We start from the raw sequence: 17,121 nt of genomic DNA, 5'->3' as shown, positions 1-17,121 counted from the left end.
GACCCCGCGGGCCCGGCACGGCTTCCGGCCTCGACGGATTTGAGGGACTTCCGCACCATGTCCGACCATCACGACTCCGCACTTCCCCTGACGTCCGCGCAGGCCGGCATCTGGTTCGCCCAGCAGCTCGACCCGGCCAACACCATCTACAACACCGGCGAGTTCCTGGAGATCCACGGCCCCGTGGACCCCGAGCTCTTCGAGACGGCGCTGCGCCGGACGGTCGCCGAGGCCGAGACCCTGCGCGCCCGGTTCAGCACCGACGGCCGCACCGCCGTACAGACCCTCGATCCCGACCCCGCGTGGTCCCTCGATCTCGTCGACGTCAGCGCCGAAGCCGATCCGGTGGCCGCGGTCGAGGCCTGGGGCCGCGCCGACCTGGCCGTGCCGCTGGACCTGGAGAGCGACCGGCTGTTCCGCTTCGCCCTGTTCCGGGCCGCCGACGACCACTGGTTCTGGCTGCACCGCTACCACCACATCCTGGTGGACGGCTTCACCGTGGCCATGATCGCCCAGCGGGTCGCCCAGACGTACTCCGAGCTGGCCGCGGGCGGGCCGATCGGGCCGAGCCCGTTCGCCCCGCTGGCCGACCTGCTGGCCGCCGAGGCCGAGTACCTCGCCGGCGACAAGCACGAGCGCGACCGCGCCTACTGGAACGGCGCCCTGGCCGACCTGCCGGAGGAACTGCCCAGCCTCTCCGGCACCACCCCTCGCACCGCCCGCAGCCTGGAGCGGCGCACCGTCCACCTGGACGCCGCGAGCGCCGACCGGCTTCGCGAGACCGCCCGGGAGGCCGCCGTCACCTGGCCGTCCCTGATCATCGCGGCCACCGCGCTGCAGTTGCAGCGGATGACCGGCGCGCCCGAGGTCGTCCTCGGCCTGCCCGTCACCACCCGCCTGGGCGCGGTCGGCCGCAAGGTGCCCGGCATGGTCTCCAACGTGCTGCCGCTGCGGGTGACCGTGCGCCCCGACATGACGGTCGCCGACCTGCTGCACCACGTCTCCGCGCAGATGCGCAACGCGATGCGCCACCAGCGCTACCGCTTCGAGGAGATGCGCCGCGACCTCAGACTCCTCGCCTCCGACCAGCCGTTGGTCGGCCCGCAGGTCAACATCATGATGTTCGACTACGACCTGACCTTCGGCGGGCACGCCTCCACCGGCCACAACCTGGCGATCGGCCCCGCCGACGACATGTCGGTGATCGTCTACGACCGCACCCGCGACGGCGGGCTGCGGATCGACTTCGACGCCAACCCCGAGCGCTACGGCCCCGAACTGGCCGACCACCAGGAGCACTTCCTCACCCTGCTGCAGAACCTCTCCGCCGTCGGCCCCGACACCCTGCTGGGCCGCGTCGACCTGGTGGGCGAGACCGAGCTGCGCCGGATCCTGGTCGAGTGGGGCAGCGGCGAGGAGGACACCGACGACCCCGCCGCCACCACCCTGCCCGCGCTGTTCGAGACCCGTGCCGCGGCCTTCCCCGATCGCACGGCCGTGGTGTGCGGCGAGGAGCGGCTGACGTACCGGGAGCTGAACGAGCGGGCCAACCGCCTCGCCGCGGAGCTGACCGACCGGGGCGTACGGCCCGAGCAGTTCGTGGCGATCGCCCTGCCCCGCGGCACCGAACTGGTGGTCGCCCTGCTCGCCGTGCTCAAGGCCGGCGCCGCCTACCTGCCGATCGACCCCGACTACCCGGCCGACCGGATCGCCTACATGCTCCGGGACGCCGCCCCGACGCTGCTGCTGACCGCCACCGGCGTCGAGCTGACCGTCCCCGAGGACGTCGAGGTGCCCCGGCTGGACCTCGACGCCGCGGACACCGCCGACCGGCTGGCCCGCCACCCGGCCCACGACCGGGCCGCCGTCGCCGAGCCCCGGAACCCGGCCTACGTCATCTACACCTCCGGCTCCACCGGCCGTCCCAAGGGCGTCGTGGTGCCGCACCGCAACGTGGTGCGCCTGTTCGGCGCCACCGACCACTGGTTCGGCTTCGGGCCCGACGACGTGTGGACGCTGTTCCACTCCTACGCCTTCGACTTCTCCGTCTGGGAGCTGTGGGGCGCCCTGCTGCACGGCGGCCGGCTGGTCGTGGTGCCGTTCGCGGTCAGCCGCTCCCCCGAGGACTTCGTCGCGCTCCTGGAGCGCGAGCGGGTCACGGTCCTGAACCAGACGCCGTCCGCGTTCTACCAGCTGGTCCAGGCCGAGCGCCGCCGCCCCGAGCCGGCGTCGCTGGCCCTGCGGGCCGTGGTGTTCGGCGGCGAGGCGCTGGAGCTGAGCCGGCTCCAGGAGTGGTACGACCGCCACCCGGACACCGCGCCGCTGCTGATCAACATGTACGGCATCACCGAGACCACCGTGCACGTCAGCTACGTGGCGCTGGACCGCGCGACCGCCGCCGCCGGGCGCGGCAGCGTCATCGGCCGGGGCATCCCGGACCTGCGGGTGTACGTGCTCGACAGCGCGCTGCGCCCCGCCCCGACCGGCACCGCCGGGGAACTGTACATCGCCGGCGAGGGCCTGGCCCGCGGCTACCTGGGCCGCCCCGCGCTGAGCGCCGAGCGCTTCGTCGCCGACCCCTTCGGCGACCCCGGTACCCGGATGTACCGCTCGGGCGACGTGGCCCGCTGGGCCGCCGACGGGCAGCTGGAGTACCTCGGCCGCGCGGACCAGCAGGTCAAGATCCGTGGCTTCCGGATCGAACTGGGCGAGGCCGAGGCCGCCGTCCTGTCCCACCCGCTGGTCGCCGAGGCCGCCGTGGTGGTCCGCGAGGACCGGCCCGGCGACAAGCGCCTGGTCGCCTACCTGGTGCCCGAGCCCGGGCAGCGGCCGAGCACCGCCGACCTGCGCGACCACGCGGCCGCCGGCCTGCCCTCGTACATGGTCCCGGCCGCCTTCGTGCAGCTCGACGCCCTGCCGCTGACCTCCAACGGCAAGCTCGACCGCAAGGCGCTGCCCGCGCCCGAGATCACCGTCACGGCGTCCGCCCGGGAGCCGCGCACCGAGCGCGAGCGGGTGCTGTGCGAGCTGGTCGCCGACGCCCTCGGCCTGCCCGGAGTGGGCCCGGACGACAACTTCTTCGACCTCGGCGGCGACAGCATCATCGCCATCCGGCTGGTCAGCACCGCCCGCGAGCGGGGGCTGGTGCTGCGGACCCGGGACGTGTTCGCGGGCAAGACCCCGGCCGCGCTCGCCGAGGCCGCCGAGGAGGGCATCGAAACCCCCTTCGACGCCGGTTCGGACGACGGGACCGGCGAGGTCCCGCTGACCCCGATCGTGCACTGGCTGCGCGAGCGCGGCGGACCGATCGACGGCTACCACCAGTCCATGCTGGTCACCGCACCCGCCGAGCCCGGCCGCGAGCGGCTGGCGGCGGCACTGCAGACCGTCCTGGACGCCCACGACGCGCTGCGGCTGCGCCTGTCCCGCACCGCCGGGGACACCGAGTGGACGCTCACCGCCGGCCCGCGCGGCAGCGTCGCGGCCGCCGAACTGCTGCGGCACGTCGACGCGACGGGCACCGACACCGCCGGCCTCGCGGCGCTCATCGAACGCGAGCACGCGGCCGCCGTCGCCCGACTGGCCCCGACCGAGGGCGTGATGCTGCAGGCCGTCTGGTTCGACGCCGGGCCCGGCCGGACCGGCCGGCTGCTGATCGTCGCCCATCACCTCGTCGTCGACGGCGTCTCCTGGCGGATCCTGCTGCCCGACCTGCGGCAGGCCTGGGAGGGCGCCACCGCCGGCACCCCCGCGCCGCTTCGCGCCACGACCTCGCTGCGCAGCTGGGCCCGACGCCTCAGCGAGCTCGCCCAGGAGCCCGCGCAGACCGCCGAACTCTCCCGCTGGACAGACCAGTTGGCGGCCCCCGACCCGCTGCTCACCGACCGGCCGCTGGACCGGGCGCGGGACACCGGGGCCACCACCCGTACCCTCACCCTCACTCTGCCCGCCGCCGTCACCGAGGCGCTGCTGACCCGCGTTCCCCCGGCCTACCACGCCGGGATCAACGACGTGCTGCTCACCGGACTGGCCCTGGCCGTCGCCCGGTGGCGCGAGAGCCGCACCGGCAGCCGGGACACCGCCGTCCTGGTGGACCTGGAGAGCCACGGCCGCGAGGACCTCTTCGACGGCGTCGACCTGTCCCGTACGGTCGGCTGGTTCACCAGCATCTTCCCAGTGCGCCTGGACCCGGCCACCACGGACCCGGGCACGGCCCTCAAGCGGGTCAAGGAGCAGCTGCGGGCCCTGCCGCTGGGCGGCCTCGGCCACGGGCTGCTGCGCCACCTCAACCCGGAGACCGCCGGGGCCCTGGCCGGCCTGGCCACCCCGCAGATCGGCTTCAACTACCTCGGCCGCTTCGCCGGTTCCGCGGCCGGCGAGGACACCGCCTGGGCGCCCGCCCCCGAGGGCGGTCTGCGCGGCGCCGCCGACCCGGCGATGCCGGTGGCCCACGCCATCGAGGTCAACGCGCTCGCCGAGGACCGTGCCGAGGGACCGCGGCTGGTCGCCCACTGGTCCTGGCCGGACGCGGTGCTCCCCGAGCGGGAGCTGCGCGCCCTCGCCGAGGGCTGGTTCGAGGCGCTGACCGCGCTCGCCGCGCACGCCGACCGCCCGGGCAGCGGCGGCCGCACCCCCTCGGACCTGCCGCTGGTCCCGCTCGGCCAAGCCGACATCGACGAACTGGAGGGGGCCTTCCCGCAGTTGGCCGACGTGCTGCCGCTCGCGCCGCTGCAGGAGGGGCTGCTGTTCCACACCCTGTACGACGACCAGGCGCCGGACGTGTACTGCGTCCAGTTCCTGTTCGAGCTGGCCGGCGCCGTCGACACCGCCGCGCTGCGAGCCGCCACCGACGCCCTGCTGCGCCGTCATCCCAACCTGGGCGCCGGATTCCGCCTCACCGGGGCGAACACACCGGTCCAGATCTACCCGGGCGCCACCGAGGTGCCCTGGGAGTTGCTCGACCTGACCGCGCTGCACGGCGAGCGGCAGGACGCGGAGCTCACCCGGATCCTCGACGAGGACCGCGCCCGCCGCTTCGACCCCGCCCACCCGCCGCTGCTGCGGTTCACCCTGGTGCGGCTGGCCGCCGAGCGCAGCCTGCTGCTCTTCACCAGCCACCACGTGCTGATGGACGGCTGGTCGATGGCCGCGCTGGTGCGCGAACTCCTGTCCCTGTACGACACCCGGGGCGACGCCGCGGCACTGCCGCGCGTCACCCCGTACCGCGACTACCTGGCCTGGCTGGCCCAGCAGGACGAGCCGCCCGCGCGGCAGGCCTGGGCGGCCGCGCTGGACGGCGTGACCGAGCCGACCCTGCTGGCCGGCGCGGCCGCCGCCGGCGTCGCCGCGCCCGAGCAGCTGATGGTCGAGCTGCCCGAGGAGTTCACCGCGGAGCTGACCGCCCGCGCCCGCTCCTGCGGCCTGACCCTCAGCACCGTCCTCCAGGGCTCGTGGGCGCTTCTGCTCGCCCGGCTGACCGGCCGCGACGACGTGGTGTTCGGCACGACCGTCTCCGGGCGGCCACCGCAGATGACCGGGATCGAGCACACCCTCGGCCTGTTCATCAACACCCTGCCGGTGCGGCTGCGGCTGGCCCCGGGCGAGACCCTGCTGGAGACGCTCACCCGGTTCCAGGACGAGCAGTCGCAGCTGATGGACCACCACCACCTCGGGCTCGCGGAGATCCAGCGGCTCACCGGACTCGGTGAACTCTTCGACACCCTGGCGGTGTTCGAGAACTACCCGCTCGGCTTCGCGGACCTCACCTCGCCGTCCGGCAGCCTGCGCGTCACCGACGTGGACGGCCGCGACGCCGCCCACTACCCGCTCACGCTCACCGCGATCCCCGGCACCCGGATGCGGCTGCGCCTGCAGTACCGCCCTGACGTGTTCGGCCGCGCGGAGGTCGAGCGGATCGCCGACCGGCTGCGGCAGCTGCTGGCCACCGTGGTCGCTGCCCCGGAGCAGCGGGTCGCCCGCACCGACGCACTGGCGCCGGAGGAGCGGCACCGGCTGCTCGTCGAGTGGAACGCCACCGAGCGGCCGGTCGAACCCGCCACCCTGGCGCAGCTGGTCGAGGCCCAGGTGGCCCGCACGCCCGACGCCGTCGCGGTCGACTTCGAGGGCGGCACCCACACCTACGCGGAGCTGAACCGGAGGGCCAACCGCCTCGCCCGGCTGCTGGCCGCCCGGGGCCTGGGGCCGGAGCGCACCGCCGCACTGCTGCTGCCGCGCTCGGCCGACCTGGTGGTGGCCGAGCTCGCCGTCCTCAAGACCGGCGCCGCGTACCTGCCGGTCGACCCGCAGCACCCGCTGGACCGGATCGTCTTCATGCTGGAGGACGCCCGCCCGGCCGTCGTGCTGACCGCCGGCGACCTCGGCGCGCTGTCCCCGGAGGGCACCGGCACGGCCGACCGCTCCGAGACGCTGTGGCTGGCGCTCGACGACGCCACGACCCTGGCCGAGCTGGAGCGGCAGGGCGACGGCGACCTGACGGACGCCGACCGCACCGCGCCCGTGTCCGTCCTCAACACCGCGTACGTCATCTACACCTCCGGGTCCACCGGGCGCCCCAAGGGCGTCGCCGTCACGCACAGCGGTCTCGCGAGCTTCTCCGCCGCCGAGGCCAGGCGCTTCGACGTCACTCCGGACAGCCGGGTGCTGATGTTCGCCTCGCCGAGCTTCGACGCGTCGGTGCTGGAGCTGTGCATGGCCCTGCCCGCGGGCGCCGCCCTGGTGGTGCCCCCGGCCGGGCCGCTGGCCGGGGAACTCCTCGGCGAGGTGCTCGCCGGGCGGCGGATCAGCCACACGCTGATCCCGCCCGCGGCCCTGGCCGGGCTGCCCGCCGCCGGGTTCCCGGAGCTGCGCACCCTGGTCGTCGGCGGTGACGCCTGCTCGCCGGAACTGGTCGCGGCCTGGGCGCCGGGCCGCCGGATGATCAACGCGTACGGGCCCACCGAGGTCACCGTCGCCGCGACCATGAGCGCCCCGCTCACCCCGGACGGCACCGCGCCCTCGATCGGGGGCCCGATCGACAACACCCGGGTCTACGTGCTCGGGCCGGACCTCGCCCCGGTGCCGGTCGGCGTCGCGGGCGAGCTGTACGTCACCGGCGCCGGCCTGGCCCGCGGCTACCTGGGCCGCGCCGGGCTGACCGCCGAGCGCTTCGTCGCCGACCCGTTCGGCGCCCCCGGCACCCGGATGTACCGCACCGGCGACCTGGTGCGCCGGCGTCCGGACGGTGACCTGGACTTCCTGGGCCGCACCGACGAGCAGGTGAAGGTCCGCGGTTTCCGGATCGAGCCGGGCGAGATCGAGACGGTCCTCGCCGCCCACCCCGCCGTGGCCCGGGTCGCCGTCGTGGTCCGCGAGGACGCCCCCGGCGTCAAGCGGCTAGTGGCCTACGCGGTGCCCGCGGACGGCGCCGGGCTCACCGGGGCCGAGCTGCGCGTCCACGCGGCGGCCGCACTGCCGGAGTACATGGTGCCCTCGGCCTGCGTGGTCCTGGCCGCGCTGCCCCTCACCCCGCACGGGAAGCTGGACCGCAAGGCGCTGCCGGCCCCCGCGTACGAGGCGGCCGGCGACGGCCGGGCACCGGGCAACCCCACCGAAGAGCTGATGTGCCGTCTGTTCGCCGAGGCCCTCGGGCTCGACCGGGTCGGCACCGGCGACAGCTTCTTCGACCTGGGCGGGGACAGCATCGTCTCCATCCAGCTCGTCACCCGGGCCCGCCGCGCGGGCCTGGTGTTCACCCCGCGCGACGTGTTCGCGCACAAGACTGTGGAGGCACTGGCCGCCGTGGCCCAGACCATCGACGAGGACGCTCCCGACACCCCGGCGGACGACGGCATCGGCGCCGTGTCGCTGACCCCGATCGTCCACTGGCTGCGCGAACGCGCCGCCCCCATCGACGCGTTCAGCCAGTCCATGCTGCTGCGGGTGCCCGCCGCGCTCGACCTCGCGCAGCTGCGGACCGCGCTCCAGGCCGTGATCGACCACCACGACGCGCTGCGCCTGCGGCTGACCCGTACCGGCGGCATCATCTGGGGCCTGGAGACCACCGCCCGCGGCTCCGTCCCGGCGGCCGAGGTGCTGCGCCACGTCCCGGCCCACGACCTGGACGAGCAGGCGCTGGACACCCTGATCGCCACGGAGGAGGAGGCCGCCCGCACCCGGCTGGCCCCCGAGGCCGGCACCATGCTGCAGGCCGTCTGGTTCGACGCGGGAGCGGACCGCCCCGGCCGGCTGCTGCTCGTCGCCCACCACCTCGTGGTCGACGGCGTCTCCTGGCGGATCCTGCTGCCCGACCTCGCCGAGGCGTGGCAGGACGCCGCGCAGGGGCGCGCCCCGCGCCTGCAGCCGGTGGGCACCTCGCTGCGCCGCTGGTCCGAGCAGCTGACCGCGCTCGCCCAGGACCCCGCCCGGCTGAACGAACTGCAGTTCTGGGCCGAAGCGGTGGGCGCCGGCGACCCGGCCCTGGCCGACCGCCCGCTCGACCGCACCAAGGACGTGGCGGCCCACGCCCGTTCGATCAGCCTCACGCTGCCCGCGGAGCTCACCGCCCCGCTGCTCACCACCGTGCCCGGCGCGTTCAACGGCCGGATCAACGACGTGCTGCTGACCGCGCTCGCCCTCGCCGCCGAGCAGTGGCGCGTCCGCCGCGGCCGCGACGGCGACGGCACCCTGCTGGTCGACCTGGAGGGGCACGGCCGCGAGGAGATCGTGCCGGGCGCCGACCTCTCCCGCACCATCGGCTGGTTCACCAGCCTCTACCCCGTCCGGATCGCCCCCGGCCCGGTCGAGTGGGCCGAGGCGCTGGCCGGCGGCGACGCCCTCGGCGCGGCCGTCATGCGGGTCAAGGAGCAGCTGCTCGCCGTCCCCGACAACGGCATCGGCTTCGGCCTGCTGCGCCACCTCAACCCGCAGACCGGCCCGATGCTGGCCACCCTGCCCGCGGCGCAGATCGGCTTCAACTACCTCGGCCGCTTCGCCGCGCAGAGCCCGCTGGGCGTGCCCGGCTGGGAGACCACCTCGGGCGACGCGCTGGGCGGCTCCGGGGATCCGGCGATGCCGTTCTCGCACCCGCTGGAGCTGGTCGCGCTCACCGAGGACCGGCACGACGGCCCGCACCTGACCGCGACCTGGACCTGGCCCGACGGCCTGTTCGGCGAGGAGGACGTGCGCGAGCTCGCCGAGGCGTGGTTCGCCGTCCTCACCGCCCTGGTGGGCCGCACCGGGCGGACCGACCGGGCCGCGCTGACCCCCTCCGACCTGCCGCTGGTGCGGATCCGCCAGGCCGAGCTCGACCGGCTCCAGGCCGGCGGCGAGCTGGCCGACGTCCTGCCGCTGGCCCCGCTGCAGGAGGGCCTGCTCTTCCACTCGCTGTACGACGACAGCGGCCCGGACGTCTACAACGTGCAGCTGCTCTTCGACCTCGAGGGGGAGCTGGACGCCGAGGCCCTGCGCGCCTCCGCCCGCGCCCTGCTGGCCAGGCACGCCTCGCTGCGCGCCGGATTCGTCCAGGAGGGCCTGGAGCAGCCGGTGCAGGTCGTGCTGCGCGAGGTGCCGCTGGAGTGGCACGACCACGACCTGACCGCGCTGCCGCGGGAGCGGCACGCGCGGGAGGTCGAGCGACTGGTGGCCGAGGACCGGGAGCGCCGCTTCGACCTGGCCCGCCCGCCGCTGGTCCGCTTCACCCTGATCCGCACCGGCGAGCGCAGCCACCGGCTCGTGCTGACCAACCACCACATCCTGCTGGACGGCTGGTCCGTCCCGCTGCTGGTGCAGGAGCTGTTCGCGCTGTACGCGCGGCGCGGCGACGGCTCCGGCCTGCCGCCGGTACCGCCGTACCGCGACTACCTGGAGTGGCTGTCCGGGCAGGACCGCGGCGAGGCCGAGCGCGCCTGGACGGTGGCCTTGGAGGACGTCACGGAGCCGACCCGGATCGCCCCGTACGTGCCTGGGCGGACGGCGGTGCTGCCCGAGCGGGTGACCGTCGACCTGACCGAGGAGCTGACGGCGGCGCTGGGCGCGCTGGCCCGACGCCTGGGCGTCACCGTGAACACCGTCCTGCAGGGCGCCTGGGCGCTGCTGCTGGGCCGTCTGACCGGGCGCGACGACGTGGTGTTCGGCACCACCGCGGCCGGTCGGCCGCCGGAGCTGGCGGACGTGGAGCGGATGGTGGGGCTGTTCATCAACACCCTGCCCGTCCGAGTCGCCGTCGACCCCGCCGAGCCGCTCCAGGACCTGCTGGTGCGCCTGCAGGGCGACCAGGCGGACCTGCTCGGACACCAGCACCTGTCGCTCACCGACATCCAGCGGCTCACCGGCGGCGGTGAACTCTTCGACACCCTGGTGGTGTTCGAGAACTACCCGCTGGACCCGAGCGTGCTCGACCTGCCGGGCACCGGGCTGACGGTGGTCGGTGCGGAGGGCCGCGACGCCACCCACTACGCGCTCTCGCTGATCGCCGTCCCCGGCGCGCGACTCAACCTGCGCTTCAACTACCGCCCCGACGTACTCACTCCGGCGCGCACCGAGGAACTGGCCGAGCGCCTGGTACGGCTGCTGGAGACCGCCGTCGCCACCCCGGAGCTGCCGGTCGGCCGTCTGGAGACGGTCGCCCCGGACGAGCTGGACCGCCTGCTGGTCGAGTGGGGCGGCGCGGACCGGAAGGCCGTCGCCGCGCCGCGGGCCACCCTCGCCGAGCTGTTCGAGGCGGCCGTCGGCCGCGACGGCGACCGGGTCGCGGTGGTCTGCGACGAGCAGCGGCTGACGTACGCGGAGCTGAACGCCCGGGCCAACCGGCTGGCCCGGCTGCTCGCCGCGCACGGTGCCGGCCCGGAGCGCTTCGTGGCCGTGGCCCTGCCGCGCGGCGTGGACCTGGTGGTCGCGCTGCTCGCCGTGGTGAAGGCCGGCGCGGCCTACGTGCCGGTGGACCCGGACTATCCGGCGGACCGGGTGGCCTTCATGGTCGCCGACTCCCGGCCCACGCTGGTGCTCTCCGCCACCGGCGTCGCCACCGACCTCGCCGAGGGCGTGGCCCGGATCGACGTCGACGCCGCCGACACGGCCGCCGCCCTGGACGGGCTCTCGCCCGAGGACCTGCGGGACGGCGAGCGCACGGCGGTGCTGTCCGCGGCGAACGCCGCCTACGTGATCTACACCTCCGGGTCGACCGGCCGTCCCAAGGGCGTCGTGGTGCCGCACGGCAACGTGACCGGGCTGTTCGGCGCCACCGACCACTGGTTCCACTTCGGCGCCGACGACGTCTGGACGCTCTTCCACTCCTACGCCTTCGACTTCTCCGTCTGGGAGCTGTGGGGCGCCCTGCTGCACGGCGGCCGCCTGGTCGTCGTCCCGCACACCGTCTCCCGCTCGCCCGAGGAGTTCCTGCGGCTGCTGGTGCGCGAGCGTGTCACCGTGCTCAACCAGACCCCGTCCGCCTTCTACCAGTTGGCGCAGGCCGACGAGGAAGCCCCGGAGACCGGCCGGCAACTGACCCTGCGCCACGTCGTCTTCGGCGGCGAGGCGCTGGACTCCCGCCGCCTGGCCGGCTGGTACGAGCGGCACGCGGACGACGCGCCCCGGCTGGTCAACATGTACGGGATCACCGAGACCACCGTGCACGTGACCCACACGGAACTCACCGAGGCGGGCGCCGCCGGCGCCGCCCCGGGCGGCATCGGCAGCGCCATCCCGGACCTGGCGCTGTACGTGCTGGACTCCGCGCTGCGCCCGGCCCTGCCCGGGGTGCCCGCCGAGCTGTACGTGGCGGGCCGCGGCCTGGCCCGCGGCTACCTGGGCCGCCCCGGCCTGAGCGCCGAGCGCTTCGTCGCCGACCCGTTCGGTGCCCCCGGCACCCGGATGTACCGCACCGGGGACGTGGTGCGCTGGAGCGGGGACGGCCGGCTGGAGTACGTCGGCCGTGCCGACGACCAGGTCAAGATCCGCGGCTTCCGGATCGAACTCGGCGAGGTCGAAGCCGCCGTCGCCGCCGCTCCCGGCGTGGGCCAGGCCGCCGTCCTCGTCCGCGAGGACGTTCCCGGGGACAAGCGCCTGGTGGCGTACGTGGTGCCGACCGCGGGCCGCACACCCGACCAGGCCGGTCTGCGCGCCGCCGTCGCCGACGCGCTGCCCGACTACATGGTGCCCTCGGCCTTCGTCGTCCTGGAGACCCTGCCGCTCACCTCGAACGGCAAGCTGGACCGCCGGGCCCTGCCCGCGCCTCAGCTCTCCCACGGCGCCGCCGGCCGCCCGGCCCGCACGCCCGAGGAGGAGATCCTCTGCCGGCTCTTCGCCGAGGTGCTGGGCCGGTCCGAGGTCGGGATCGACGAGAGCTTCTTCGACCTGGGCGGCCACTCGCTGCTGGCGACCAAGCTGATCAGCCGGGTCCGCACGGCCTTCGACGCCGAGGTGCCGATCCGGGTGCTGTTCGAGGCGCCCACCGTGGCGGCACTGGCCGAGCAGCTCGGCGTCGCCCACCGGGCCCGCACGGCGCTGCGCCCGATGCCGCGCCCCTACGACGTCCCGCTCTCCTTCGCCCAGCGCCGGCTCTGGTTCATCAACCGCTTCGACGGGCAGAGCTCGACCTACCTGATGCCGTACGCGATGCGGCTGACCGGCGCACTCGACCGGGTGGCCCTGCAGGGCGCGCTGGACGACCTGGTCGAGCGGCACGAGAGCCTGCGCACCGTGTTCCCGGAGGTCGCCGGGGTGCCGCGCCAGCGCGTCCTGTCGCTCCAGGAGGGCAGGGCCGAGCTGCAGGTACGGGAGCTGACCGAGGAACAGCTGCAGGAGGCGGTGACCGCCGCCTCGACCCGCGGTTTCGACCTGGAGGCCGAGACCCCGCTGCGGGCCCACCTGTTCGTGCTGGGCCCCGACCGGGCGGTGCTGCTGCTCGTCCTGCACCACATCGTCGCCGACGGCTGGTCGCTGGTCCCGCTCGCGAACGACCTCACCGCCGCCTACGCCGCCCGTCGCGCGGGCGACGCCCCCGGCTGGGCCCCGCTGCCGGTGCAGTACGCCGACTACACGCTGTGGCAGCACGAGCTGCTCGGCTCCGAGGCCGATCCGGACAGCCAGATCTCCAACCAACTCGCCTACTGGACCGACCAGTTGACGGGGATCCCGGACGAGCTGGAGCTGCCCGCCGACCGCCCGCGGCCGGCCGCGCCGAGCTACCGCGGCGGCGGTGTGCTGCTCTCCGTCAAGCCGGAGACCCACCGGGCGCTGACCGCGCTGGCCCGGGAGCGCGGCGCCACCCTGTACATGGTGCTGCAGTCGGGCATCGCGGCGCTGCTGACCCGGATGGGCGCCGGCACCGACATCCCGATCGGCAGCGCCATCGCGGGCCGCACCGACGAGGCGCTGGACGAGCTGGTCGGCTTCTTCGTCAACACGCTGGTGCTGCGCACCGACACCTCCGGCGACCCGAGCTTCCGCGAGCTGCTGGAGCGTGTCCGGGTCACCGACCTGGCGGCCTACGCCCACCAGGACATGCCGTTCGAGCGGCTGGTGGAGATCCTGAACCCGGCCCGGTCCACGGCCCGGCACCCGCTCTTCCAGGTCGCGCTCGGCCTGGAGAACAACGACAAGGCCGACTGGCGGCTGGACGGCCTGGAGTGCGTCCCGCAGCCGATCGGCATGCAGGTGGCCCGCTTCGACCTGCTGTTCAGCTTCCGCGAGGCGCTGTCGGCGGACGGCACCGGCGAGGGGCTGGACGGCTACATCGAGTTCAGCACCGACCTGTTCGACGAGGCGACCGTGCAGCGGCTGGCCGAGTGGTTCGTCCGACTGCTCGACGGCGCGGCGGCCCGGCCCGACCTGCCGATCGGCCGGATCGCCCTGCTGGGCCGTGCGGAACGCGACGCGACGCTGCGGGAGTGGAACGACACCGCCGCCGACCTCCCGGTCGGCACGCTGCCCGAGCTGTTCGAGGCCCGGGTGGCGCTCGCCCCCGAGGCCACGGCGCTGGTCTACGAGGGCGAGCGGCTGACGTACGCGCAGCTGAACGCCCGGGCCAACCGGCTCGCCCGGCACCTGGCCGCCCGGGGCATCGGCGCCGAGGACCTGGTCGCGCTGGCGCTGCCCCGCTCGGTCGACCTGGTGGTCGCCCTCCTCGCGGTGTCCAAGACCGGGGCCGCCTACCTCCCGGTGGACCCGAGCTACCCGCAGGACCGGATCGGCTACATGCTGACCGACGCCCGGCCCGCACGGCTGGTCACCCGGTCGGCGACCGCCGCCGAGCTGCCCGAGGACGCCCGGGGCATCGCCCGCACTCTGCTCGACGACCCGGACACCGAAGCCGCGGTGGCCGCGCTCAGCCCGGCGGACCTGACCGACGCCGACCGGCGCGACGGGCCGCTCCGGCTGGGCAACGCGGCCTACGTCATCTACACGTCGGGGTCGACCGGGCGCCCCAAGGGCGTCGTGGTCTCGCACCGGGGCGTGTCGAACCTTGCGAGCGCGAAGCGCGAGCGGTTCGCCGTGACGCCGGACAGCCGGATGCTGCAGTTCGCCTCGCCGAGCTTCGACGCCGCGTTCTGCGAGCTGAGCGTCACGCTGCTGACCGGCGCCACCCTGGTGCTGGCGCCCGCCGAGCGGCTGGTGCCCGGCGTGGCCCTGGCCGAGCTGGTCGCCGAGACCGGCGCCACCCACGCCATCCTGCCGCCGGTGGCCCTGAAGGTCATGCCGGCCGACAGCCTGGGCTCGCTCACCACCGTGGCGGTGGCCGGCGAGGCGTGCTCCCCGGAGCTCGTCGAGACCTGGTCCGCGGGCCGCCGCATGATCAACGCGTACGGCCCGACCGAGATGACGGTGTGCACCACCATGAGCCGGCCGCTGGCCGGCGCGCAGACGCCGCCGATCGGCGCGCCGCTGCCCAACACGCGGGTCTACGTGCTGGACACGAACCTCCAGCCGGTGCCGGTCGGCATGGTCGGCGAGCTCTACTCCACCGGCGTGCAGCTGGCCCGCGGCTACCTCAACCGGCCCGACGTGACCGCCGAGCGGTTCGTCGCCGACCCGTTCGGCGCCCCGGGCGAGCGGATGTACCGCACCGGCGACCTGGTGCGCTGGCGGGCGGACGGCGAGCTGGAGTTCGTCGGCCGCGTCGACGAGCAGGTCAAGCTGCGCGGCTTCCGGATCGAGCCGGGCGAGATCGAGTCGCTGCTGCTGCGCCACCCGGCGGTCGGCCAGGCCGCCGTCGTGGTCCGCGAGGACCGCCCGGGCGAGCGCCAGCTGGTGGGCTACGTCGTGCCGATGGAGGAGGACGCCGCCGCCGAACGCGACGAGGAGCACGAGGGCGAGCAGATCGACGAGTGGCAGGTGGTCTTCGACGACGGCTACAGCCAGTCCGTCGACACCGCCTTCGGCGAGAACTTCACCGGCTGGGGCAGCAGTTACGACGGGCAGCCGATCCCGCTGCCGCAGATGCGCGAGTGGCGGGCCGCCACCGTCGAGCGGATCATGGCGCTGCGTCCGGAGCGGGTCCTCGAACTCGGCGTCGGCAGCGGCCTGATCCTCTCCCAGGTGGCGCCGCACGTCGAGGCGTACTGGGGCACCGACTTCTCCGACGCGGCGATCGAGACGCTGCGCGGCGAAGTGGCCGGGATCGACGCCCTCGCCGGCCGGGTGGAGCTGCGCACCCAGCCCGCCGACGACCTGAGCGGGCTGCCCACCGGGTTCTTCGACACGGTGGTGGTCAACTCGGTGGCGCAGTACTTCCCCAACGCCGACTACCTGGAGCAGGTGATCCGGCAGGCGCTCGACCTGGTCGTGCCGGGCGGGGCGGTGTTCCTCGGCGACATCCGCAACCTGCGGCTCCAGCGCTGCTTCCAGACCGGCATCAAGCTGCACGGCCCGGAGGCCACGCAGTCGACGGCCGGGCTGCGCCGGGCGGTTGAGCAGGGCGTGCTGATGGAGAAGGAGCTGATGGTCGACCCGGAGTACTTCCCCGCGCTGCGGGCCTCCCGGGGCGGCATCGGCGACATCGACATCCGGATCAAGCGCGGCCAGTACCACAACGAGCTGACCCGCCACCGCTACGACGTCGTGCTGCGCAAGGACGGCGCGGCGCCGGCCGCCGAGGCGACCGTCCACTGGCGCTGGGGCGTCGAGGTGCTGGACGTCGAGCAGCTCACCAAGCGGCTGGCGAACGAGCGGCCCGCGCTGCTCCGGGTGACCGGGGCGCCGAACGGCCGGCTGGCCCGGGAGATCGGCGCGATGCGCGCCCTGGAGTCGGGCAGCCCGCTCGACGAGGTGGTCGCGCTCCACGCCGGGGGGCAACCGCTGCCGTCCGACATCGACCCGGAGCAGTTCCACCAACTCGCCGAGGACAACGGCTACTTCGCGGCCATCACCTGGTCCAGCGGGGCCGCCGACACCGTCGACGTGGTGTTCTCGCTGAGCCCGGACCTGCCCGGGGACGCGCTCTACCGGCCGGCCGGCGCGGCCACCGACCCGAGCGCCTGGGTGAACAACCCGATCGCCCGGCGGGACGTCGGCGCGCTCGCGATCTCGCTGCGCGACTACCTGCGGGGGCAGCTGCCCGACTACATGGTGCCCAGCGCCCTGGTGCCGCTGGAGGCCCTGCCGGTCACGCCCAACGGCAAGCTGGACCGCCGGGCCCTGCCGGCTCCGGACTACCTCGGGGTGTCCTCCGGCCGGGCTCCGAGCACGCCGAACGAGGAGGTCCTGGCGGACCTGTTCGCCACGGTGCTGGGGCTGCCGAAGGTGGGCGTCGACGACAGCTTCTTCGAGCTCGGCGGCGACAGCATCATCTCCATCCAGCTGGTCAGCCGGGCCCGCGCGGCGGGCCTGCTGATCACCGCCCAGGACGTCTTCACCCAGCGCAGCGTCGCGGGCCTGGCCCGGGTGGCGACCGAGGCGCCGGCGGACGGCGCGGACGACGTCGACCCGAGCGGCGCGGGCGAGGACGAGGACGGGATCGACCTGTCGCTGGTGGAGCTGTCCGAGGACGACCTGAGCCTGCTCGAGGAGTTCTGACAGCCCCCGCTCCCGGGCCGGCCGGCCGCCCACCGCCCGGCCGGCCCGGGAGCGGAACCCGCCCTGGCAGTTTCCTGCAGACGCGGTCGACAGTACGAAGGGCCCGACGCGATC

The 17,121-nt window shown here is 74.8% G+C and carries 1 protein-coding gene; it reads left to right on the top strand.

The window, feature by feature from the left end:
* The first annotated feature begins 57 nt into the window (after positions 1-57).
* The gene (locus VM95_RS13390; protein ID WP_052707349.1) at positions 58-17,007 is read left to right on the top strand and encodes a non-ribosomal peptide synthetase; all 16,950 of its coding nucleotides are present in this window, start codon (positions 58-60) and stop codon (positions 17,005-17,007) included.
* Positions 17,008-17,121 lie beyond the last annotated feature (114 nt).

Origin of the sequence: Streptomyces rubellomurinus, from assembly GCF_000961885.1 — a bacterium.
Classification (GTDB): domain Bacteria; phylum Actinomycetota; class Actinomycetes; order Streptomycetales; family Streptomycetaceae; genus Kitasatospora; species Kitasatospora rubellomurina.
The sequence above is the reverse complement of the archived record's forward strand: the minus strand, read 5'-3'. Positions and strand labels throughout refer to the sequence as shown.